19 protein-coding genes, 1 pseudogene, 1 riboswitch and 1 other annotated feature are annotated in these 22,848 nt (G+C 44.0%); of the genes and pseudogenes, 5 read left to right on the forward strand and 15 right to left on the reverse strand.

The window, feature by feature from the left end; genetic code table 11:
* The first annotated feature begins 420 nt into the window (after window positions 1-420).
* On the forward strand, window positions 421-1,188 hold the full coding sequence (locus tag G519_RS0113570) for a sulfite exporter TauE/SafE family protein (RefSeq protein WP_029195160.1): 768 nt from the start codon (window positions 421-423) through the stop codon (window positions 1,186-1,188).
* A gap of 112 nt (window positions 1,189-1,300) precedes the next feature.
* Here the strand turns inward: G519_RS0113570 and G519_RS0113575 are convergent, their stop codons facing one another.
* Window positions 1,301-2,044 (reverse strand): ABC transporter permease, encoded by a 744-nt coding sequence (locus G519_RS0113575; protein WP_029195161.1) that lies wholly within the window; start codon window positions 2,042-2,044, stop codon window positions 1,301-1,303.
* Window positions 2,045-2,046: 2 nt separating this feature from the next.
* On the reverse strand, window positions 2,047-2,697 hold the full coding sequence (locus G519_RS42920) for an ABC transporter ATP-binding protein (RefSeq protein WP_051253376.1): 651 nt from the start codon (window positions 2,695-2,697) through the stop codon (window positions 2,047-2,049).
* A gap of 248 nt (window positions 2,698-2,945) precedes the next feature.
* Between G519_RS42920 and panD the strand changes: the two genes are divergently transcribed.
* The 3 genes from panD (at window position 2,946) to G519_RS0113595 (ending at window position 5,512) form a co-directional block, all read left to right on the forward strand.
* Complete coding sequence (panD, locus tag G519_RS0113585) at window positions 2,946-3,347, forward strand: aspartate 1-decarboxylase (RefSeq protein ID WP_029195162.1); 402 nt, start codon at window positions 2,946-2,948, stop codon at window positions 3,345-3,347.
* Entirely contained in the window at window positions 3,340-4,095 is a 756-nt protein-coding gene (locus G519_RS0113590; protein ID WP_029195163.1) for a YheC/YheD family protein, read from the forward strand. The genes panD and G519_RS0113590 overlap by 8 nt, the downstream gene beginning before the upstream one ends.
* Window positions 4,096-4,306: 211 nt before the next feature.
* Window positions 4,307-5,512, forward strand: coding sequence for a threonine synthase (locus tag G519_RS0113595; RefSeq protein ID WP_029195164.1), 1,206 nt, complete (start codon window positions 4,307-4,309; stop codon window positions 5,510-5,512).
* 292 nt (window positions 5,513-5,804) lie between these two features.
* On the opposite strand, the gene G519_RS0113600 is transcribed toward G519_RS0113595, so the two are convergent.
* The 10 genes and pseudogenes from G519_RS0113600 to G519_RS0113635 all read right to left on the reverse strand — a co-directional run bounded on the left by G519_RS0113600 (window position 5,805) and on the right by G519_RS0113635 (window position 19,706).
* On the reverse strand, window positions 5,805-6,440 hold the full coding sequence (locus G519_RS0113600; protein WP_029195165.1) for a hypothetical protein: 636 nt from the start codon (window positions 6,438-6,440) through the stop codon (window positions 5,805-5,807).
* A gap of 144 nt (window positions 6,441-6,584) precedes the next feature.
* Entirely contained in the window at window positions 6,585-8,471 is a 1,887-nt protein-coding gene (locus G519_RS0113605) for an arginine--tRNA ligase (protein WP_029195166.1), read from the reverse strand.
* 78 nt (window positions 8,472-8,549) lie between these two features.
* Window positions 8,550-8,770 (reverse strand) — a binding site (T-box leader).
* A 48-nt stretch (window positions 8,771-8,818) separates the two neighbouring features.
* A complete protein-coding gene (locus G519_RS0113610) occupies window positions 8,819-9,685 on the reverse strand; it encodes an EamA family transporter (RefSeq protein WP_029195167.1) in 867 nt (288 codons plus the stop codon).
* Between the two features lie 57 nt (window positions 9,686-9,742).
* The gene (locus tag G519_RS0113615) at window positions 9,743-11,980 is read right to left on the reverse strand and encodes a GDYXXLXY domain-containing protein (protein WP_029195168.1); all 2,238 of its coding nucleotides are present in this window, start codon (window positions 11,978-11,980) and stop codon (window positions 9,743-9,745) included.
* A gap of 260 nt (window positions 11,981-12,240) precedes the next feature.
* The gene (locus G519_RS48965; RefSeq protein WP_051253377.1) at window positions 12,241-12,468 is read right to left on the reverse strand and encodes a hypothetical protein; all 228 of its coding nucleotides are present in this window, start codon (window positions 12,466-12,468) and stop codon (window positions 12,241-12,243) included.
* On the reverse strand, window positions 12,465-13,292 hold the full coding sequence (locus G519_RS48970; protein WP_051253378.1) for a methyl-accepting chemotaxis protein: 828 nt from the start codon (window positions 13,290-13,292) through the stop codon (window positions 12,465-12,467). Before G519_RS48970 ends, G519_RS48965 begins: the two co-directional genes overlap by 4 nt.
* The gene (locus G519_RS52135) at window positions 13,279-13,977 is read right to left on the reverse strand and encodes a PDC sensor domain-containing protein (protein WP_051253379.1); all 699 of its coding nucleotides are present in this window, start codon (window positions 13,975-13,977) and stop codon (window positions 13,279-13,281) included. The genes G519_RS48970 and G519_RS52135 overlap by 14 nt, the downstream gene beginning before the upstream one ends.
* 6 nt (window positions 13,978-13,983) lie before the next feature.
* Window positions 13,984-15,637 (reverse strand): annotated as a pseudogene (locus G519_RS42930) (pyridoxal phosphate-dependent decarboxylase family protein).
* 92 nt (window positions 15,638-15,729) lie between these two features.
* Window positions 15,730-15,815: riboswitch (cyclic di-GMP riboswitch) on the reverse strand.
* Window positions 15,816-16,165: 350 nt separating this feature from the next.
* Window positions 16,166-17,968: an ABC transporter ATP-binding protein gene (locus G519_RS0113630; RefSeq protein WP_029195169.1), complete on the reverse strand. Its 1,803-nt coding sequence runs from the start codon at window positions 17,966-17,968 to the stop codon at window positions 16,166-16,168.
* Complete coding sequence (locus G519_RS0113635; protein WP_029195170.1) at window positions 17,952-19,706, reverse strand: ABC transporter ATP-binding protein; 1,755 nt, start codon at window positions 19,704-19,706, stop codon at window positions 17,952-17,954. Before G519_RS0113635 ends, G519_RS0113630 begins: the two co-directional genes overlap by 17 nt.
* Before the next feature lie 183 nt (window positions 19,707-19,889).
* Between G519_RS0113635 and G519_RS0113640 the strand changes: the two genes are divergently transcribed.
* Window positions 19,890-20,096, forward strand: coding sequence for a YrzA family protein (locus G519_RS0113640; protein WP_029195171.1), 207 nt, complete (start codon window positions 19,890-19,892; stop codon window positions 20,094-20,096).
* Between the two features lie 99 nt (window positions 20,097-20,195).
* Here the strand turns inward: G519_RS0113640 and G519_RS0113645 are convergent, their stop codons facing one another.
* From G519_RS0113645 to G519_RS0113655, 3 genes are read right to left on the reverse strand one after another with little or no spacing between them, the layout of a single operon-like run.
* Window positions 20,196-20,438 carry an HPr family phosphocarrier protein gene (locus G519_RS0113645; protein WP_029195172.1) on the reverse strand — a complete coding sequence of 81 codons (243 nt, stop codon included), beginning with the start codon at window positions 20,436-20,438 and terminating at the stop codon, window positions 20,196-20,198.
* On the reverse strand, window positions 20,435-21,868 hold the full coding sequence (locus G519_RS0113650; RefSeq protein ID WP_029195173.1) for an NAD-dependent malic enzyme: 1,434 nt from the start codon (window positions 21,866-21,868) through the stop codon (window positions 20,435-20,437). The genes G519_RS0113645 and G519_RS0113650 overlap by 4 nt, the downstream gene beginning before the upstream one ends.
* 30 nt (window positions 21,869-21,898) lie before the next feature.
* Complete coding sequence (locus G519_RS0113655) at window positions 21,899-22,822, reverse strand: AEC family transporter (protein ID WP_029195174.1); 924 nt, start codon at window positions 22,820-22,822, stop codon at window positions 21,899-21,901.
* Window positions 22,823-22,848 lie beyond the last annotated feature (26 nt).

The raw sequence follows: 22,848 nt of genomic DNA on the forward strand, positions 1-22,848 counted from the left end.
GACTATCTGCTTCGAACCAACCGACTCTACGAACCCAAGGAGGTGATCCGACAACAGAAATGACATAACCTTACTCAACCATTCCACCTATTATTTTGGAAATTAGAAAATATTTCCATATAACCAAAATAGGGTGGGTTTAGTTTCGTGCGGCCTTTTTTAGGCTCACCCCCTAAAAAAGTTACGGTTCTTCAAGGTTTTTTCCAATTAAGGTCTTGACATAGTACCGCTGCTCTAATTGCTGACTTTTTTCACATCCACATATTGTAACTGATTCCAGAATGGATGAATAGCATGTTCTGAGTATGATGAAGTCAATTAAAAAAACAAATAAAAAAATTCCTCTTTACATAATGCTTTTCTATATAATAAAATTAATCCAATAAGGTTAGTGGGTAATTCGATTGGGGACATGACAACATGACTTTAAGTGTAATATTTATGGGCGTATTTGTAGGTTTTATGGTCGGATTAACTGGTGTTGGCGGAGCTTCGCTGCTCACCCCTATTTTGATCCTGATTGGTATTCATCCTTCAATTGCCGTGGGAACAGACCTTTTTTATAATTCGATTACAAAGCTTTTTGGCACGATTCAGCATTGGCGGCAGAAAACGATTGATTTCAAGCTGGTTAAAATGCTCGCTATGGGGAGTATTCCAGGTGTTATCGCAGCTGTTGTTTTTTTGAAATTATTCAATTCGTTCTTTCATAACCAGGAAAATATAATTAAGCATGCACTTGGTTATGTCTTGATTCTGGTAGCCTTTGCTACCTTGTTTAAAGTTTTCTTCGGCCACAAGATCAAAGAAAATCGCTGGCAGCTCCAATCTTTGGAGGAGAAACGAGGACTAACCATTACAATTGGTGCTGTACTGGGTTTTGTTGTAGGGCTTACGTCCATAGGATCTGGCTCCCTGTACGCTATTGCCATGCTTTACTTTTTCCGCATGAATCCTGCTCAACTCGTAGGAACAGACATTGCTCACGCTTTTTTCCTTGCAACGACAGCAGGCATTCTGCATGCAAGTATGGGGAATGTGAATTATACACTCGTCCTCAATCTTCTCACCGGTTCTATTCCCGGCGTCGTTATCGGAAGCATGCTATCCACCAAGGCACCGACCGCTATTCTGCGCACGATTATTGCAAGTCTGGTATTAATTAGCGGCCTTAAATTAATAGGATGAAGCGCAGCAACGTGCATCTATACGAAGAAGCGTCCGATTAAACCAATCGGACGCTTCTTGCTGATCTCATATCATGTCGTTTTGTGCGGTTCCCCGGGAAATATCCGCTGCTTTATTTCAATGTCATTTCCCGAGTAAACCATAATTTATAACTAAGCATGCTTAAAATGATACTTGTAATTGCCGCTGCTGCTGTGAATGCAAACAAAATCAACATTTGATATCGAACGGCTTCCACAGGATTTGCGCCTGCGATAATCATCCCCGTCATCATTCCAGGCAGCTGTACGAGTCCAACTGTTTTCATTCCGTCTATCGTCGGAATCATACTTGCCTTCACGGAGCGCTGCAGTGCTTGCTGAATCGCCTGTCTAACCGAGGATCCGAGAGCTAGCAGCGCTTCAATCTCTCCGCGCGATGATTGCACCTCACGATTCATTTGATTCAAAAACAAGCCACAAACAATCATCGAACTACCAATGGTCATCCCGCTAATCGGGATAATGAACTGGCTGGTTGGCTTGATAATATGTAAACTGAGCATGAGTGACATTGTTATCGTTTCCGTTACAGCAATCGCTGCAGCTATTCTCCAATATATCCCCTTTAACCCTTCTCCGCGCTTGCCCGCATTGTGTGTAGCAACCACAATCATAATTGCAATGATCATAAAGTTAAGTCCCCAATGCTCCGTCTGAAAAATAAAGTGAAGCACATACCCAATGAACAACAGCTGCAAGGCTCCACGAATGGTTCCTACAGCAATGTCCTTCTCAAGCCCAAGCTTCTGCCATTTAGATAAGGCTACTGTAATCATGACAAAGGTCAATGTAAAGCCTAACGCTAGCGTAGACACGTCTAACCCCTCCCCCCTTCGACTGAGGGTGTATCCGTCCATTCCAACGAGTCTTCCGGTACAGATTCAGCTAATAATCCACGATTCAAATACCAGAACCGATTGCCTACCCTCTTGGCTTGCTCCATCTCATGCGTTACCCAAATAAGCCCAGCTTCCCGCTCTTCAAGCCAATTCATTAGGGTATCTTCGACTGCTTGCTTGCTGTGTGCATCCAGTGCAGAAGTTACTTCATCAAGTAAGAGGATATCCGCTCCTAGCAGCATTGACCGGACTAATTGAACCCGCTGCTTCTGTCCTCCAGATAAATCAGCCGCCTTCTGAGACCAGCTCAGGTCTCCAAGCCCAACCTGCTCCATCAAGCTTAGCGCCAATGATTTATCGAAATTACGCTGATGCAGTTTACTCACCAAAGCAAGGTTGTCTGCGACCGTAATAGGCAGCATAACCGGCTGTTGGGGGACATAACAGACTTTCTTCCGCCACTCACTTGGTCCCCAGCTCGCAACCTGTCGTCCATGCAAGGATAAGCTTCCGCCATCCATGCTTTCTAAGGTGGACAACATCCGAAGCAGTGTACTCTTCCCTTGGCCGGAAGGACCTAGAATTGCAATTCGATCTTTGGGCATGACGTTCGCACTTATTTGCTCCATTAAAGGCGACAGGCCTTCATTTGGATGCTTCTTATATAGATTTTCAATAACCAGAATAGGCTGCAGTACTTTTCACTCCCATCTATCCAAGTTTACATATATCCATTTTAATAGTATATCACAGCCATAAATCAACGTGACATTTACCCATTTTTCGCTCGAAATAGGCTTTAGCCTACACCAGTTGACCGACCTTAGGCATACTTTGTGATGAATACCCAATGTGATGATAAAGGAGCTACTGCAATATGCTGCGACTAATGTGTAAAGGGAAGATCCACCGTGCGACGGTAACGGAAGCCGATTTGGATTACGTGGGAAGCATTACTATAGATGGTTTATTGATGCGCAAAGCGAACATTTTACCCTATGAAATGGTTCAAGTGACAAGTCTTCGTAACGCCACCCGGTGGAAAACATACGCGATACCTGCGCCGGAAGGCTGCGGCAAGATCGGTTTGAATGGCCCTCCCGCCCACCTTTTTGCTCCAGGCGACCTCGTTATTATTCTTAGTATGGGACTTATGAATGAAACTGAAATTAACAACCTCAAACCTCAAGTGGTTTTCGTAGATGAACGCAACCAACTGCTCCGAGTTGAAGAACATGATCTAGTTATTTTCAAGCAAGAAGCGAAATCCAATGACTAAGCTAAACACAAGCAAATGGACCAAATATAAGCTGCTGCGGAAATCGTCTAAACTTAGTGTGAATCTTCCAGAAACAGCATGGCTGCGAGAAAGCTCATTCTGGCGAATGATAAAAAAATACGGTGAAATCATCATTAAACCAACTGGGAGTTATGGGGGAAATGGTGTCATTCGGATCAAAAAGATGGATTCTTCCACCTATGAGGTTCAGGATGGCGCTGCGAAGAAAAGCTTTACACAATATAGCCAATTAAACGCCTATATCAAAAAGAAAGCACTCAATAACAACATTATTCAGCGGCGGATTCCGCTTGCCACGGTGAATGACCGCCCTTTTGATCTCAGAGTGATGGTGCAGCGCCGTCTGGATTCTCCTTGGGAAGTAACTGGTAAACTGGCCAAAGTAGCCGGAAAGGGCTTTATCGTGACGAATATTCGCCTGAGCAGTGGTAAGGTCGTATCCTTGGATTATGCTCTCAAATACTCGGAACTCAAAAAGATGCGGGCTGCCGACCTCCATTCACAGCTCGATAAAGTTGCTCTAAAAGCAGCTCAGCAATTAAGTCCTTATTATTCTTGGGTGCGTACGATGGGGATTGATATGGCTTTGGATAAAGAAGGAAATGTTTGGATTATTGAGGTTAATTTCGCTCCGATGCTTGAGCTATTTTTGAAGTTGAAGGATAAGTCGATGTTCCAGAAGATGAAGTCATTTCACAAAAGCAAACCAATAAATAGAGTTAATTAACTATGATAATTAACTGAGGAATTGACGGAGAAATAAACGGAGAAATAATTCGAAAATAAACCAAAAATAAACCGAAAACAAACCAAATCAAAAGACACAAGCCGTTTCCTTATTCTCTTCTTGATAATAGTCTAAATAAGAGTTTGCTATTTCAAAACTCAAATTACAACTACGTTAGTTTTCCTGTTGAAAACTTGGAGGAGGCCCGGAGATGAACCGATTGGGGCTTTATTGCTCACTATGTTCTGCAAGGCTCCCTTTCCGCTATCAAGAAATGAAATGTGACTGCGGTGGCACTTTATTGGTCGATTACGACTTGGAGCACATAGCTAGAACGTTAACGAAGGAAGCTTTACAGAAACGCTACCCATCGATGTGGAGATATAAAGAATTGCTTCCAGTGAGTAACCCTGATTGTATCATCACATTAGGCGAAGGCTGGACGCCACTTCTGCGCATGCAGGAATGGGAGAAGAAGCTGCCTATTAAACGACTATGGATCAAGAGAGAAGAACAGAACCCTACAGGAAGCTTTAAAGCGAGAGGCTTCTCCGTCGCCGTTTCCTTGCTCAAGGAAGCGGGAGTGACGAAAGCGGCCGTACCCTCAAATGGAAATGCCGCTGGGGCATTAGCTGCCTATGCTGGACGTGCTGATATCGAGGCTTCCGTCTTTATCCCTAAGGATTGCCCGCCATTAATCGTGGACGAATGTCCGTTATATGGAGCAGCCACCTTCCTCGTCGATGGCTACATTCATGATGCAGCAGCAATCATTGAAGCGGGTAAACAAGATCAGGGCTGGGTAAACGTCGGCACTCTGAAGGAGCCAGGACGTGTAGAAGGCAAGAAAACTATGGGACTTGAGCTCGCCGAGCAACTCGGTTGGACATTCCCCGATGTCATCATCTATCCCACCGGCGGCGGCTCCGGGATTATTGGCATGTGGAAAGCTTACCAGGAGCTCAAAGCACTACGCTGGATTGACGGTCCCATGCCAAGGTTCGTCTGCGTGCAGGAAGAGGGATGTCAGCCCATCGTCGATGGTACAGCATGCAGCCAAACTGCAAGTTCCGTACCTGCCGGAGAAGAAGCAAGTCCGACAGGCATGCGCGTACCGAATCCGCCAGACTTGGCGCTCATCCTGTCGATTGTGAAACAAAGCGGCGGCACAGCCATCGCCATCTCCAAAAGCCAAATTGCCGAGGCGACTCGCACTTTGGGTTCGCAGGGCATTTCCGCGTCCCCCGAAGGCTCGGCAACCTGGGCAGGTCTGCTCGCCCTCTGCGACAGCGGATGGCTGCGCCCGAGCGATTCCGTTGTGCTTTTTAATACGTCGCACGCGATGAAATATGTGAACTTTGGATCCTTCTCTTCACTTCCGATTATTAGCAGCTATGAGGAGTATCTCCGTTTGTAGGAAGTAAACTATTAACGTGTTTCTTGGAGGCTTAGAGAGGATGGCTTAAATTAGCCATTCTCTTTCAGTTTGTTTGGGAGATGAGTATTTTTCTTTCTTCTACTTCTACTTCTATTCCTAAACTACAACAGTTCTAGCTCTGCGAGAAGAAACTAAGAAAATTGTTGTACGTTGTACAACTTCTCTCGTTGCAAACACGGAGAACCCCCTGTAAACAGGTAGACTATTCCTCTATAAGCCCATAAAATCAAACAGCCAGGAGGAAACCCTCCCGGCTGTTCACTTCTCAACCTTATTGACCCAAATTATTTTCTTCATACAACCGATACATTGCTTGAATTAAAGGCTCGGCCGGGTCACGATTCAATAAATATAACGTCATTAAATATTGCAGTGGAAGCGCACACGTATTATTGCCGTCTTCAACAGCTACGAAGCCAGCCTCAAGAACTGGGCCATGCTCCTCATGAAGCTCCAAGTCAACATAGATCTTTTGATCAGGGAATTCTTCCCGCACAGTAGCCGCGCAATAAGGAACAATATGTTTATCCAGCAGCTCTTTGGCTTCATCTTCCGATTGTGGCGGATTAGGCAGCGGATGATTTTCTGGGCTTCTCAGCAAATCTACGAAGAAGGACGATAGCCATAGCCCTGCATTTGGATTTGTTTGGAAGTTTCTCATAATTTCATTCAAGAAAAATCCGCAGGATGTGGACTTTTCATCATTTTTAAGTGTGAAAGCAAACATTGGACCGTAAGTCGGGTTATTGCCGATTTGTCCATCTACTTCATATTCAGGAAATTGTTCTTTCATTACTTCTTGAATATGCTGAAACCAAGTCATAATGATTTGGGCCTGTTCGCGTTCTTGATCTTGTTCTTGTTCGTTATCTACTGGAGCTTGAGTATCGATATCTTTTTCTGTCATTGTGGTTAAAGCCTCCTGAATCATTCAAATTGGCACGAATATTCTTATTGTACCGCATTTGATCAAGATCAGAAAGCTTATGTTGCATTTTTAAGGACGAATGCGAACAACCCCGACTTCCGAAGCATGAGATCGTTTTTCCGGTTACAATCGTTTGGGCGTCGGCATACCCAGCACTTCCAGAACTTGATGCATGGTGTCTTTATACGTTTGCGTAATCCAAAGGCGATGGGCGATGCTTTCTTCACTGCCTTTTAAGACCGGACATACGCTGTAAAAATGGTTAAAAAGTGACGCTAACTCGAAGGCATAATGGCAAAGTACGTTCGGAGCCAATTGCTTAGTAGCAGTTTCCAGTATTTCAGGCCAGTAGGCGACGTGCCTCAGAAGGAGGTATTCCTGATCTTCCAAAAGAGTCCCGTCAAGCTTAACCTCCATCCTAAGTAGGCGAATATCTTTCTTCGCTTTGTCCAAAATACTGTTTGCTCTTGAGTACGCATAAAGTAAGTAAACGCCCGTGTTCCCTGTTATTTCCGTCGCATGCTCCAAGTCAAAAATAACTTCCGTTTGCAGCTGATATTTCAGCAAATAATAACGGATCGCAGCCGCGGCTATCGCTCTGCTGGAGATCCCCGCTTTTCTTGAGCGTTTTGCGTCAATGACTCTCTCCATGTGATCAAGTAGGTCAGCGACTTTAATCCCAATCCCTTGACGCCCAGACATCGCATAAGAGCTTTTGCCATCCGAAATATCAATACCCAGGCCTGCAGCAGTATCTGGACTCAAGGAAACGACCCCGTAGCTCACGTGTTTAAGCTGACTAGCCTGCTGTTCATAACCCAGCACTTCAAGAGCTAGCTTAACCATCTCCTGAGGGTATTGTTGACGATAATCAATGACATTAATGACGATATCCGCTTGCCCGATCGATTTCTTCTTGCCTTGGGGAGCGGTAGACCATAGTCCGTCCTCCCATTTTTTATATACAAAATCATTCGGCAGCACTCCGAATTTCCATAAATGATAGGCAATATCCTTCGCTGTGTACGTTAAAATACCATTGGAACGAACGAGCACTTTATCCCCTTGATAATCCGCATTTTGCCCGTCAGCAACAGCCCCTTCTTCAACATTCTTCAGCACCCAGCAGCCTGCCAATTTACCATCTGTCACCCGATGAAACATATTGGTTTGCCTCAGCAGCTCGAAGGTTGTATCCCAGAACCCCGCTCTCACAATACTGCTTTCCCAAACCAGCACATCGTAGTGAATGCCGAATTGCTTCATTTCTTCCAACTGCTCGCGTACGATCCTTTCCGCTACCAATGCCCCCATCCAAGCAAGATTGGAATGCCCGCTCTCTAGCGCATGAAGTACGGTAGAACGCTGCTCTACAAGCTCCGGCTCCACTTTGTAAGCTTGATTCACCTTCGCGTAGGTCTCCCAACAAAAGTCGCCAAATCGATGAAAAGCCTCTTCTGTTTGTGTATGAAGAATGCCCACCACTGTATCCGCTAGTTGATTCCCCAGATCATCGATATAGTTATGCACTTCCACCTGATACCCTGCTTGCGTGAGCATGCGTGACAACGAATCACCGATACAGGAATTTCTCAAATGGCCCACGTGGGCAGCTTTATTGGGGTTGATTGAGGTATGTTCGATCAAAACTTTTGTTTTGTTTCTTTCGTTAACAAGTCCTTTTGCAGTTCCATAATGACCAGAAGACCAGGTGTCCCAATTTATATAAAAGTTCAGAAATCCCGGCGGCACCGCAGCCACTTTAGCGAATAAGCCTTGAACAGAGCCGCTTTTTTCTATGCGTTGCTGAAGCTCATGCGCGATTTGCAAAGGAGCCTTACGAATTAATTTTGCTAGAAGCATAGCCACATTCGTGCTGTAATCACCGTGCTCTGCGTGAGCTGGGTGCTCTGTCAAGATCTTCAAAGTCGCAGGATGTTCTATTCCGTACTCTTGAAATAAAACACCTACATGATATTTGATTTCATTTGTTAGAAGCTGCTGAATCATGGAATATTCCTCCTAAATGGATGATGCGAAGCTAATCATGTTAGTATTGGAGAACGCAAAAAAGCCCCCGTCTCTACAATAAGAGACGAGAGCTGTTCATTCCCGCGGTACCACTCTAAGTGTTAAACCATTGGTTTAACCACTCCAACGATAACGGCTTATGCCGGATCTCCCTACGTTGACCTTTCGGAAGACCATTTCCCAGGCCCGCTTCACTCTTGACGTTCGTACCGGTTCTCACCTGCTCCGGCTCGCTGCGACTGTCCGACAAGAATTACTGTCCTGTTCACCAATGTTGCTTATGAAATTAAGAATTTACTGAATATTACAGCAATAATAATGTGTTGTCAAGATGCAACTAATTTCATCATCATAATGCCAATGAACGCTAAAGCTAAGCCGGATTGTTCCATTATTGAGAATTTGTCCCTCAAAACAAAACGTGTATACAATAAGACGATCAATACGTTGAGTGCAACGACCGCGGAAACTAGCCCCGTTTTCCCCAGAGCGAACGCATGAATAATGAAGATCATTCCAATGACATTGGTGATCCCGACGACCATCCCAAACAGAAAGGTTCTTCGTTCTGTCCAACTGGCTGGCGCAGCTTCCTTGCCTCTATCCTTTGCCTTGTCCTTCAACCACCACAATCCAAAACAGCATGTCCCTGTTGCAAACATAAAAAATAGCGTTGGAAACAATGGCGCAGATACGATGGTTGTCCATTTGCTGGACAAATCATTCCCGGCAAAAAGAAACAAAGCAAGCACTCCCCATCCGGCTCCTTGCAGATTCTTTAAGGTGATATCATTCGAGTACCGAACGAATAAAATACCAACAACGATCACAATGAAGGCAAAGAATTGCCATAAATTGAGCCGCTCATCCCAAAGCAGGAATGCGACAAAGACCACAACGACCGAGGGTAAACCGGTGAGGATAGCAACTAATGAGGCTTTGCCTACCGCAAAGCCTTTGAACATACTGGCATTGGCTCCAAAGGAGAACAATCCCATCTGAACTCCAATCAGAGCAGACACCGTCCACTGCTGCTGAGAAATAAGGGCGCAGCCGATGCTGACGAGCGCCCCCATAAAAAATGTGCCGCAGAGCAGCACATTTCGATTCAGCGATTGCTGGCTGGTCCAGTGATATAGAATGCCTCGCAGTCCGAAGCTGACAGCTGCAAGTACTGAAAATATAAGCCACATGAGAACAGATGCCCCTTTCTTTTATGCAAAGATCGGGTTATTCTACCATATTAATCTTTATTGAACAATACTAGGTTGTAACAATAATCGTACAAGAATGGCATCGCCGCCAGCAGAAACTCTCACTTCCGCAAATTTGGCACCACGTTCATATTCACGACCTGTTCCTTCCGGAATGAAATAAGTCTCAATCCCATATTCAATGCCCTCATAGCCGATTTTGTTTCCATTCAAGCGAACCTCTCCAGGAGCAAGTGCTTCCCCTTTTGTATACACGCGGCGGTATTCATAAACACCTGTCGCCCCGTTCGGAGCAAGAACGACTGTAATTTTCCCCTTAGAATCTAGAACATGATTGTTATCTCCAAATAGTGGAGGCTCAGATATTTTATAGCGCAACCGCACATAATCACCCTGAATGAGAGAACGTGGATCAAGCGGTTCAAGCTGCAGCTTAATCAGCTGTCCGTGAGCGAGCAGCCACTCACTTTTACCAATTTGTAAGGACATAGCCATAACTTGCAGCAGAACTAGCAGAGCAATAATCCAGCGGTTCATTGCGTAATTTGAGTGTACCTCATTTGATTCAATCGCTTCCAAACGATGTCTTTTTTCATACCAAACCGTAAAAGCAAGTACCAAAATCCCGATGACAGCGAAGCTAATCGATTTGTGCAGAAGCTTCCAGGCCAAATCGTAATATTTGTATACCAGGAAAGCAATCCAAAAGCCCATTGACCAAGTATAAATCCATTTGATATGCAATTGTTTACTAATGACCAAAGCGAGAACAACGACGAGAAAGAACAGCACATTGACTATATAATACCAAGCTGACTCCGCTATAAAGGTTAGGATAAATAAAGTTAGCAGAAAAGAAGGAAAACTGCTGTAAAGAATAGGCTGTCTGACTCTAACATTTGCTATGACCTGACCACTGGCAAACATAACGAATAGTAAGCCGGTAAGCACAGTCATAACAATAATACCGCTATCGATCCAATTGAAAAGTACGAAAGAAGCAATAATGACAGCCGCGAGAAAAAAGAAGATACGATGTACCAACCCAGCCATATAGATGAAAGCAGCTACCGTAAGCACTAGGAAAACCAATAGAATAGGAACATTCTCCTTAAAAACAGCCGCTCCTGCGCCAAGGAGCAATCCACTAATTAGAATTGTGTAACGCACTAAGGGATTTAGTTTTTTGGCTATGATCATCGCAATAACAGTTACAATACCAAAGCCAATTAGTACATTCTCTGGGTTATTAAATCCTAGTACAACAGTAACAATACCAATGATCGTCAAGCTTCCTAGAAGCGAACCAATTATGATGACCGAAACCGTGAGGACACGAACGACCCATTTCGTAAAATCTCCATCCGGCTTCACTTGATCCGAAGCTTCTAAATCTGAGCTATGTTCCGTTTCCAACTGCTTGGAGGAAGGATTCCAAGAGCGAATAAAGTTCATGAACTTCACATTCGCAAAGATGAACACGATAATAAACAACAAGCTGGCAATGAAAAAGAACTCGTTATAATGCTGGATAATAAGCTCGATATATTTGACTGTCACCGTAATCGATACCCACAGTCCGGCAAATAAAAGATAAGCTTTGTTCCTTGTCTTGTGAGTATAGTAAACAGCTGCCGCAAGTACGAGGATGAGAGGCAAATTCATAAACACACCGTACTTCTCGTACACATGCGAATTAGAAGCCACGACTAGAACGGCTATCCCAACTTGAAAAGAAATCCATTTGAGAAATGGCGAGTACAACCGGCCCTTCTCAGTCAAAACATACAAAATGCCATTCGCAAGGGCGATTCCGAGCCAGGTGACAATTTGGATGACTTCCGCATCTGAACTCACTCCCCAACGCCCAAAGAAATAAATCCCATAAGCGAGATGACCTAATATATAGGCCAGTACATAATAGGGCTGCCACCTGGTTAATAGGGCAAGTAAGAATGCCGGAATGAACCATACGGCGAACAAGCTGTAACTGTCAGCATGAGAATTGTAGGTTTGACCTATGAGTCCAACACCTACACCGAAGGATATACAACTCGCAAACAGGCTGAGTTTACTTAGAAACCGCCTGCCATTTTGACAAGAAAGCCATACAGATAAGCCGTAAAAACCCATAATAAGCACAAAGACAGGAATGAATTTCTCCCAGCGGTTTAATTCCTCCCAATTCGTAGCAAAAAAATATGCAATGGCGGTTAGTAGAGCACTAGCTCCCAATACATAGCCTAGCCCAATCGTAACAAATTTGGATTTCATGATGATATTCCTCCTCTCGCTTACTTCTAATTGTACTAGAGATATACAGTTTGAGAAGTACTATCTATTCCTAGTACCAGATCATTAGCCTAGGGTGGATTCCGCTTTTATGACACAAGGATAAACGACTCCGTCGTCCTTCAGGGACGAGCGCGTTTGTCAAGACTGATGACGCGAAGTGTAATAAAACTTATACTTTCTTATCTACTGAAAAAAGCCAGCACTAGGCTGGCAAGTAATCAAATGAGAAGCGATTATCGTCAATCTGTAATCTTAAAATTTTGAACAGAACTTTGCAGGACAACAGCCATATCTGATAATTGGCGAATCGCTGAAGTAATTTCCTGAATGGAAGCACTTTGCTCTTGAGCAGCAGCCGCCACCTCCTCGTAACCTGCCGATTGTTCCTCGGTAATGCCAGAGATTTTCTGCATAGCGTTAGAAATAATCTCAAAGGATCTTTCCGCTCTCTCTAAAGTCTCGATCAAGCGGTCTGTCCGATTAGTGAAAATGGAAATACCGTAAAAATAACTTTGAAATTTTCATATGTATCGTTAATCCAGCTTTGACCTTGTTCGACTGCTTGATTTCCTTGAACAATGCTCTCCATGACAAGAAGGCTGTCATTTTGAGTACTGGAAACAAGCTCGGTGATCGAGCTTGCGGCTTTCGTCGATTGCTCCGCCAGCTTCTTCACTTCGCCAGCTACAACAGCAAAGCCTTTGCCCTGTTCGCCAACCCGTGCCGCTTCAATCGAAGCATTCAGAGCCAGCAGGTTCGTCTGCTGTGCAATTTCGGTGATGATATGGATAATTTCCCCAATTTCCTTCGAGCGGTTTCCTAGCTGCTGCGCCGCTTCTTGGGAATGCTTCATCTCTTTCTGAATCACATTCATCTGATGTAACGTCTTCTCAACGAGCTGCTGGCCGTCAGCAGATTGCGCACCTACTTTATGGGCCATTTCCTGCATCTCTTTGACTTCCGATGTTACTTCTGATAACTCCGTATTGATCTCAACGATGGATGAAGTACTCTCTGTAATCGAAGAAACAACTTCAGCAACGCCCTCGTTCATGCTGTTCATGGAAACGGCAACTTGCCCAGCACTTGAGCTGGATTCGTCTGCTGACTGATACAATTGCGCGCTTGTATTAGTAATGAGGTTGGAGGAAGAAAATATTTGGCGGATCAGGGAATCTAAATTCTGACGCATCTCATTAAACGCATTTGCCAATTTACCAATCTCATCTACTCGCTGGATAGAGACTTGTGCAGACAAATCTCCGGCAGCAACCTTCTCAGTTACACGCATCAATTGAATGACCGGTCGCGTCACACTTCGGCTGATGAAATAGCCAATCAGGCCGCCTAGTACGATAACGATTAAGGTAATCGTAAAGGTTGTCCATAACAATTCTTGCTGCGTCTTGGGAACGACTCGAAGCGTCCAAATCAATGCCGACAATTCCGACGTTTTCGCCTTTACCATTTTTGAGGGGAACAAAGACAGATTTATGTATGCCAAATTCATCCTTATAAATCTCACTGATCGTTAGTTTATTTTCTTTGATCGCGTTGTTCATTTCAGGTGTAAAGGGATACTCGGAGCCATAATCTTCATCAACCCCGGTTAAAATGACGATTTGATCTTTATTTTGAACTTTCTGCAGGACATAAACATTCTCAAGAGAGTCTTGCTTTTTGAATTGCTCAAACTGCTGTTTAATTTTGGTATAGGCCGGTTTATCCTTGCCAGTAATTTCATCAGCATGTTCGGGAATAGAGGTCAAATATTTCGATACATTTTCAATGTTTGTCGTTAATCTTAGAACGAATTGATCTTCAAGCTTCGTTGTTAAACTTTTGCTGGTCAAATAGCCAGAGACGGAGAAAGCTGCGCATACAAATAGCAACAGCAGCAAGATACTGCTCGTCATTTTTACCGCGATTTGTCCTCTGAACCAGTTTAAAATTTTTGTTGGAGCATGCTTTGCCACTTTCAATTACCTCCCGCTTAAAATCGATGTTTCGGAATATTTCTCGTAGACTTGCGCTACGGTTTCCTTCAAATATAGAACGATGTCATGCACATGTTTGGTCTCTGTATAAGGGGAGATGACAAAAATCTTTGTCGCGTACAGTGCAACAGAACTATCATCCTTCGTTTGAACAAGCAGATGCTTTTTGGTATCGCCAAAAAATATACGGTCGCGATGATTCCCTAGCATTTCGAACAAACGCACATTAAATTTATTATTCCGTTCAATTTCCTTAAGCGTGCACTTGCCCGAAACTTCTTCCTGAAAATGAGGACTGCCTTCCGGATAAATACGAAAAAGTGTAATAATGCCAGGGTTATCGTTATTAACGATCTCAGCTTGAGGGATTTCTTGGCGCAGCGCTTCCCTGAAAGCGAGATTAACCTCAACGAACTGGGCCAGTAATTGCTGATACCCTTGAATGCCGAATGCAAGCAAAGCACTGTATATGCTAATGGAGCTAGCCATGCGCGAGCACTCCAACGTATATCCGGTATGATACTGCCCGTATCCCCGATGTCCAACATAAGGGGTTTCATCTGGATGCAAATCCATGAGTCTTAAATCGGCGGCATCCTTGACCAGGAATAGGCTTGTCACGTAAGGGGTTTGACCCAGTTTTTGAAAATCGAAGCAGAGTGAGTCCGCCAAATGCAAATGCTTCATTTTGCTTTGAATAGAAATTAAAGCCTGAGTGACATCATTCTTAAATTCGAGTGGATTAGCAGTGAAATCATAGTCATTAAAGAATGCAAAGAATCCACCTAAAGCTGAGTCTGCATGTATATGAGGTCTATGCAAACCATGATGAACTGCTGCCTTGTCTGACACGGCATAAATTTGTTCCAAATCATCAATCCCCATCGCATCCGTTGTTCCTGTTGTAGCTACAATGTAAATTGGGATTCCGCCTCGTGCAATCACTTCTTCCATATTAACTCGGAGATCATTTACATCCATGGAGCTATCTGCATTCGTGCGAACTCTGATCAATCTATCGCTTCCTATGCCCGATGCCTCCATAGATTTAAACAAGCTGTAGTGAGCGGCATCGGAACAAAATGCATACAAGTTGTCGGGAACACCTTTTTGCAAGGCGTCCGGAACGAATTTAGATATTGCTATCCGAAGTCCTGAGAAGACAGCTCCTTGTCCGCCCCACGTCGTATACCCGCCGCTTTTCAACGCATCATAGCCTATTAATTTGGACATCATGCTGATTACCCTTACTTCTGCTTCAGCTCCGGCCGGGCCGTATACATCCCATAAATTGTTGCCGTTAACCAAGAACGCTGCAATCATGCCCATAATTCCCGGGATGCTTCGTCAAGAAATTTTTCGTATGATAAGGATGATCATGCAGCAATTTCAATAACTCGGTATTAACTTCCTCCATAGGGACACTGCCATTAAGGATGGAGCTATTTCGAATAAGGTTGTTATAGAAAGTTCCTGTTCGGTTTTTCTCGCCCTTGAGATTGACGCCATCCGGGTTTTTTAGATCATCGACTCCCGTTACTAATTGTTCAATGAGCCGTAAAACCATTTGACGCGTTTGTTGGTTTCCATCCTCACTGGGGAATAATTGCTGTACATTCGTTAGTCTTTTCTCTCTCATCATTTCTCTCCTATCGATAGAATTACTTGAAGAAAATGTTCACAAAAAAAAGGAGAAACAAAGGCATAAATGCCCTATTCCACCAATTGCTACAATGCAACTGGCTGACATATCCTTGTTGGATGTAGTCCCTCTAGCTTTGCGTCCCTATTTTTCAATAGGTTTGCCATTATAAAGTTGTAGGTGAAAAATCCCATCTTCGACATTAATCGACAGCAAAAATTTACAATTTTATACATTAGTATAGTATAGTAAACTGAATAAAAAAACATAATTTTCCATTATTGTTTGTTAAGTTATTATATTGTAACTAAATTGCTTTTTTAACATTTTCCACGCCCCCTGGTAAAATAGGATCATTTGTCTCTCTTCGAGACATTTATACCCATCCATTTATGCAATAAATGCTAGAATCTTGCAGTACTTTTCTAGGACTTTTATCACACAAATAAAAAAATAAGCTTCGTCACGACTTCCTAACGAGGAGTCTGACAAAGCTTATTTTCAACTCTCAATTGCAGATTCATGCTATGAAATGGTTTGTGCAGCATCCATATTCCCCTGTGAATGCAGAAATAATTGCTCGTAATAGCCCCGAAGCGCAAGTAATTGAGCGTGGTTCCCTTCTTCAACAATCTTGCCTTGACTCATCACAATGATGCGGTTAGCATGCATAATAGTCGAGATGCGATGCGCGATGACAAGTGTCGTTCTTCCTTCGGCTACAACCTGCAGCGCGGATTGAATCAACTGCTCCGTTTGTGAATCCAAATTCGCTGTAGCTTCATCAAGAATCAGTACTTTCGGCTGGAATACGATAATTCGCGCAAACGAGATCAGCTGTCTCTCTCCTGCGGAAAGCCCGCTTCCTCTCTCGGAAATGCGTGTTTCATAACCATCCTTCATTCGTGAAACGAGATTGTCTGCCCCAACCATCCGGCATGCCTCAATCACTTCTTCACGCGTTATGGTTTCATCGAACATCCGAACATTGTCTAGTATGCTGCCAGCGTATAAGTACGGTTCTTGCTGTACAAGTCCAACCATTCGGTGTAGATCAGCTTGCGGGATATCTCGAAGATCCGTGCCATCCATGCGGATACTTCCCTCCTGCACATCATAAAAGCGGCAAAGCAGACTAATCAGCGAGCTTTTCCCCGCGCCGGTCGTTCCAACAATGCCAATCATTTCGCCGGGCTCAATATGCAGCTCTAGATCCTCAATAACAGCCGTATCCTTCGAATAACCAAAATGTACATGATTGAAATGAATGTCCCCTTTAACGTCATTGAGCGAAATTGGCGGCACGCCTTCCTTATCCTTTACTTCCGGCTGAATGGAGAAGATATTCCAAATTCGATTGACCGATACAGTCGTAGATTGAAGAGTATTCCACTGCTGAGTAATGTTATTAATCGGTTGAAAAAACTGCCGGATATACGTAATAAAAGCGTACAATACACCGAATTCAATCGTTTTATCAAACACGGCCATACCGCCAATCCAAGTAATAAAGGCTACCGATAAATTCCCCAAAATATCAAAGGAACGATTGAACAACACATTGGTACGAATTTCTCTCAAATTAGCTCGAAAATACCCAAGATTCCGCTCCGTGAAGCGATTCATCTGCTCCTTCTCTTGATGAAAAGCCTGAATGAGATGCATCCCAGATAAATTCTCAGCGGCAAAAGCAACCATTTGAGACAGCTGCGTCCTTGAGAGCTGATAAGTTTTGCGCATATATCTGCGAAAGCTGACCGCTATGAGCACAATGATCGGAATCACGATCATGCTGTAGAGCGTTAGCTGCGAGTCTAGATGATACATCAGCACTATGATGAATACGAGTGTCATGCCGTCGCGTACCAGACTTAGAAGAACCTGCGTAAAAAATTGATTCAGTGTCTCCGTGTCACTAGAAACATGTGTAATTAGGCTGCCGCTTGGCGTCCGGTCATAATAAGACATCGACTGCTTAAAGATGTGCTCGAACAAATCCTTGCGTATTTTGGCGACGATGCTTTGCCCGGCAAACTGCAATAAATTGTTCTGCAGATAACTGAAGAATAAACTGCTGATAGATAAACCTGCATAGAACAAGCAAATGAGCAGCAGGGAGCGATAGTCATTTTTCCCAATCATCAAATTATCATCAATCGCGATCTTAACCAGATAAGGTTGAAACAGATCCGCTGCTATCCCCAGTATTGCGCAAAATAAAACAGCAGCAAAGGTGAACCTATGCGGTTTGGCATAAGCAGATAAAGAACGAAAGGAAGATCGCGTCTTCTGCCGCTCCTCATTGTTTTTGTTACTCGGTTTGGGCATCGTCGCTGCCTCCCTCTTGTATCGCATGAAGCTCGGCGTACAAGCCTTCTTGCGCAATTAGCTCTTCGTGCGTGCCGCGCTGTACAATCCTGCCTTCATGCAGCACGATAATCTCATCTGTATGCTTCAGAGCGGAGATACGATGAGCGATCCAAATCGTCGTTTTGTTCAATCGCTCCTTGCGGATCGTATCAATAATGCGCTTCTCCGTCACAGAGTCTACAGCGCTTACACTATCGTCTAGAATCATCAAAGGAGAATCCTTAATGATCCCTCTGGCTAAGCTTGTTCGTTGACGCTGCCCTCCCGATAAGGTGACACCGCGCTCTCCCAGCTTCGTCTCAAACTTTTCAGGGAATGACGTAATGCTGGAGAGGATTTGAGCTTTTTTGGCAGCTCGCTCGACCTGCTCTAAGGGTGATTCTCTTTTATAAAAGGCGATGTTATCCCGGATGGTCGTGCTAAACAAGAACCCCTCTTGCGGTACGTAAGCGATTTGATTACGCAGGCTTTCTAATGTCACATCGCGAATATCCGTATCCCCGATCCATACCGTCCCCTCCGGTGGGTCGTATATCCTAAGCATGAGCTTCACCAAGGTCGATTTGCCGCTGCCTGTTTTCCCGATAATGCCAATGGATTTACCAGGTTCAATCGTTAATGTTATGTCATGAAGTACTTCATCTTCGTCATCTGGATAGGCAAAGGACAAATGTTCAATCCGAATTCCCTCGTGATCGAGGTCGGATATTTGCGCAAGCTCCTTTTGCACAATTTCGGATTTCAAATCGAGCAGCTCATTCATGCGTTCTAGCGAAGCTCGAGAGCGCTGCATAGCATTAATAACGCGGCCAATTTGCTGTAAAGGGTTTACCATCATCCGTATGTATAGCGTTAATTCAACGAAATTGCCAATCGTAATCCGCCCTTGAATAGTCAAATAGCCCCCAAAAGCAATCGCTATGATCAGCGATATTGCGCCCAGAAACGGAATAAGTGCTTCAAATAAGGAAGAAAGTCGAACGAGCCTCAATTGGTTGTCACGAATCCGATCTACCGTATCGCTAAACCTACGAACCATGATGGGTTCAACCGCAAATTTCTTAGCTACCCGTATGCCTCCGAATTGCTCCTCGGCCGACTCCGTCATTTTGCCTAATGCTTCTTGTACGTGTAAGGAATGCTTTTTAATAATAGGCTGAAATCGAACGGTTAGAACAGGAATAAGCAATAAGGGCAATATACAGATAAGAATTAAATAGAGCGGGATCGAACTGAAAATCATCATTAGAATGACAGCCGTGATCAAAATCGCAGAGTTTACCACTTGGTTAATCCCCATGGATATCGATTCTCGAATGACAGTTACGTCATTCATCACATAACTGAGCAGCTTACCCACACCGTTCTTTGAGTAAAATGTTGCGCCTAGCTGTGTGAAATGGTTAAACAAGCGGTTTCTTGAAACAAACTCGAAGCGTCTTCCGTTACGCATGATCATGTACTGGCCGATGGCTGTCAAAATACCGAATGTAACGCCGATCGTCAGCAGCTTCAGACTGTAGTCAATAATTAGAGTTTTGTTTAAACGTCCTTGCTGCAGCTGATCTGTAAACATGCCTAGCAGCTTCGGGTAATACGAATGAATAATGTTACCTAAAGAAATGGACAATGCGGCTACGACGTACAACGGCCATTTCTCTTTGAAGAAATCAAACAATAACCGTGTAGACTTCAAAACGACATCACTTCCTGCTACAAGTTTGTCTAGCAAATGAGGTATTCCTAATCCATGGAGTATGCGGTCATGTATCCCCTTACAGTATACGCCTATTCCTATGTACTTCCTATATCAGATATTGACGTTATAATAAGAGAAGTTGTCTTAACTTTACAACTTATCTTAGGGAGGAGTACCATAATGGACTTTATTTTGGATCGCATAGATAATAAAATCGAGTTTTTTCAAGCCTATGATATGAAAACGCTGGAACGTCAAATCAACGAGCAAATCGATAACAACAAAGCTTTGCTGCTCGACGTGTTCGCGATTCAGCATCATATCGTGTTCGATCCGATTGCTGGTAAAATGCTGTACAGCGCGGTTGTGCATTTTAAGGTGAAATGAAATTTGCATGCTCTAATGTAAGTAATATTTCGTTAAAAAAACCTTCAGCTCCACTGTATAGTGGTGTTGAAGGTTTTTCTGACAACTCTACATTCCTATCTAATCTTCGCTCAGCGGCAGCCCATGTTTAATAAATAACTCCTCCATTGCATGCTTAGCCTCAGCTTCGTCGGGGCCGTGAATTTCTAACTGGTACACCTCGTTGCTGAAAAGTGTAATGCTTAAACCAAGTATACTTTTGACGTCGATGTAACGTTGACCTACTTTGATAACAATGCTCGATTGAAATTGATTTGCGACTTGGTTAATTTCTACAATCGCTCTTGTCCCGACACCACTCATATGGATCCCCCCGATCTGAATTCACGCGGCATTCTCCGAGCCACTCCAGTTCTTATTGCTGCTTCAATGACCCCTGTTCGAATCCGTCTAACGACCTCTTGATTGAAAACACTAGGAATAATGTACAGTTTATTTAATTCTTGCGGGGCTACAACCGAGGCGATGGCCGCTGAAGCAGCTAGCTTCATTTCCTCATTAATTGTCGTAGCCTGGCAGTCTAACGCAGCTCGAAATATGCCTGGAAAGCATAGGACATTATTAATCTGATTTGGGAAATCAGACCTTCCAGTAGCGATTACGCCAGCAATGTCCTCAATCTCGTCGGGATGAATCTCCGGTGTCGGATTCGCCATGACGAATACAATGGGGCGTGGCGCCATCCGTTCAACATCGCCTCGTTTCAGCACACCACCAGAGGATAATCCGATAAATACATCGGCCCCTTCAATAATTTCGTGCAAGGATCCCGTTAGTCGATTCGGGTTGGTCCGTTCTGCATACCAGTTCCACATGGGATTGTTATAGGAAGTGCTGCTCACCAGAGCCCCTTCTCGATCGACTCCGATCAATTCCTTGACACCTGCTGCGAGTAGGATGTTGGAGCATGCAATACCAGCTGCCCCAATTCCGCATACAACAACCTTCGCTTCATGAATCGATTTGCCAACGACTTTCAGTGCGTTAATGAGTCCCGCATATAGAACGACTGCCGTCCCATGCTGATCGTCATGGAATACGGGGATATCAAGCTCCTCGCGAAGCCTTTCCTCAATTTCGAAGCAGCGTGGCGAAGAAATATCCTCTAAATTGATGCCGCCAAAAGCAGGGGCTAGATTCTTAATTGTGGTAATGATTTCTTCCGTGTTCTGCGTGTCTAGACAGATTGGAAAGGCATCGACATCCGCAAGCTGCTTGAACAGCATCGCCTTACCCTCCATAACCGGCATAGCCGCGTAGGGTCCAATGTTACCCAAACCTAGCACTGCACTGCCATCAGAAACAACGGCTACCGTATTCCGCTTAATCGTAAGCTTGTACGCATTCTCTTGCTTCTCATGAATCGCCATACAAACTCGAGCAACATCAGGTGTATACACACGAGACAGATCGTCCCGATTTTGAATCGGTACCTTAGGTTTCATCTCGATTTTGCCGCCTAGGTGAAGCAGAAAGGTACGATCCGATACATGAACAAGCTTGACACCTTGAAGTAATTTGATGGCGCCAGTGACGGCCTCCAGTTGAATCTGTTCTGATGCTGTGACCGTAATATCACGAACTGTCCAATTTGGACCTGTTTGAATAACGTCAATGGCAATAACATCCCCGCCATTTTCCGTAATCACGGTGATTAATTGTCCAAAATGAACGGCTTCCGTTTGCAGCTCCACACGCAGAATAATGCTTTTGCCACCAATCGTATCTTTCAAAGTGAACTCCTCGTTTCTAGGGCATCATGCCTAAAATAATAGTTTCGATACATACACGACTATGGTAACAGTCAAGCTGCTGAACAATGTAGAGAGCAGTACCACTTGAGCTGCGTATTCCGGGTGATTCCCGTATTCTAATGCGAATACTGCGCTGTTCCTTGACGTGGGAAACGAGCTTGCGATAAACAATGCTTGTGCGGTTGTTCCTTCTAAATGAAGCAGAAAAATGAAAATTAATGCTAGGATCGGGGAGACAACTAGTCTTCCTAGCAGACTGAAGATAAGTACGCTGCTTAGCCGCTTAAACTGCAAGTAAGCACTTTGTGCACCTAAAGTAACTAGTGCAACCGCAAGGAAAGCGTTTGAAACATTCTGGATCGGATGCCATATAAAAGCCGGGATTGGAATCGCCAGAACATGCATTAGCAACCCGAGTACAAATGCATGAATCATAGGATTTTTCAAAAGCTCCCGCAGCATCTTCTGACCTTGGCTTTGTGCGGAAACCGCATTAACCAAGCCAAAGGTATTCGTTAGAAGGTTTTGATAGATGGTGACAATAACTTGAACAGCTAAACCGACCGGGTTCCCCTGAAACACAAGCTGTGACACCGGCAAGCCGAAATTACCCGAATTGCTAAGTACTACACTATTTGAGAAGCTGGAAGACAAGCCTTTATCAAATTTAGCCAGCTTTGCTGTTCCTTTGCTCACCGTGATAAGAGCGATGCTTTGCAGAAGCAAAAAGCTAACGATTTGCAGCAGAGTGCTCCACTCCAGCTTACTTTGATAAATATTCGTAAAAGAGACGGCTGGGAGCAAGAAATACGCATTGAGCTTAGACAATGTATGCATATCAAAATGAAATACACGATGCATCAGAGCCCCTGCCCCAATTAATAAAAATACAGGAATAATGACATTGAGCACGATAAGGAAAAGTACGTCCATCCGAATTTCACTCCATGAAATGAAAC

The organism is Paenibacillus alginolyticus DSM 5050 = NBRC 15375, from assembly GCF_000422905.1.
In the GTDB taxonomy this organism is placed as follows: domain Bacteria; phylum Bacillota; class Bacilli; order Paenibacillales; family NBRC-103111; genus Paenibacillus_E; species Paenibacillus_E alginolyticus.

What these genes read in the sequence shown, in the direction of transcription:
- G519_RS0113655 (WP_029195174.1), bottom strand. Translation starts at nt 22,822, where the DNA reads ATGGACGTACTTTTCCTTATCGTGCTCAATGTCATTATTCCTGTATTT.
- G519_RS0113630 (WP_029195169.1), bottom strand. Translation starts at nt 17,968, where the DNA reads ATGCCCAAACCGAGTAACAAAAACAATGAGGAGCGGCAGAAGACGCGA.
- G519_RS0113590 (WP_029195163.1), top strand. Translation starts at nt 3,340, where the DNA reads ATGACTAAGCTAAACACAAGCAAATGGACCAAATATAAGCTGCTGCGG.
- G519_RS42920 (WP_051253376.1), bottom strand. Translation starts at nt 2,697, where the DNA reads ATGGAGCAAATAAGTGCGAACGTCATGCCCAAAGATCGAATTGCAATT.
- G519_RS48970 (WP_051253378.1), bottom strand. Translation starts at nt 13,292, where the DNA reads ATGCGTGTAACTGAGAAGGTTGCTGCCGGAGATTTGTCTGCACAAGTC.
- panD (WP_029195162.1), top strand. Translation starts at nt 2,946, where the DNA reads ATGCTGCGACTAATGTGTAAAGGGAAGATCCACCGTGCGACGGTAACG.
- G519_RS0113645 (WP_029195172.1), bottom strand. Translation starts at nt 20,438, where the DNA reads ATGAGTGGTGTCGGGACAAGAGCGATTGTAGAAATTAACCAAGTCGCA.
- G519_RS0113640 (WP_029195171.1), top strand. Translation starts at nt 19,890, where the DNA reads ATGGACTTTATTTTGGATCGCATAGATAATAAAATCGAGTTTTTTCAA.
- G519_RS0113605 (WP_029195166.1), bottom strand. Translation starts at nt 8,471, where the DNA reads ATGATTCAGCAGCTTCTAACAAATGAAATCAAATATCATGTAGGTGTT.
- G519_RS0113610 (WP_029195167.1), bottom strand. Translation starts at nt 9,685, where the DNA reads ATGTGGCTTATATTTTCAGTACTTGCAGCTGTCAGCTTCGGACTGCGA.
- G519_RS0113595 (WP_029195164.1), top strand. Translation starts at nt 4,307, where the DNA reads ATGAACCGATTGGGGCTTTATTGCTCACTATGTTCTGCAAGGCTCCCT.
- G519_RS0113600 (WP_029195165.1), bottom strand. Translation starts at nt 6,440, where the DNA reads ATGACAGAAAAAGATATCGATACTCAAGCTCCAGTAGATAACGAACAA.
- G519_RS0113615 (WP_029195168.1), bottom strand. Translation starts at nt 11,980, where the DNA reads ATGAAATCCAAATTTGTTACGATTGGGCTAGGCTATGTATTGGGAGCT.
- G519_RS0113570 (WP_029195160.1), top strand. Translation starts at nt 421, where the DNA reads ATGACTTTAAGTGTAATATTTATGGGCGTATTTGTAGGTTTTATGGTC.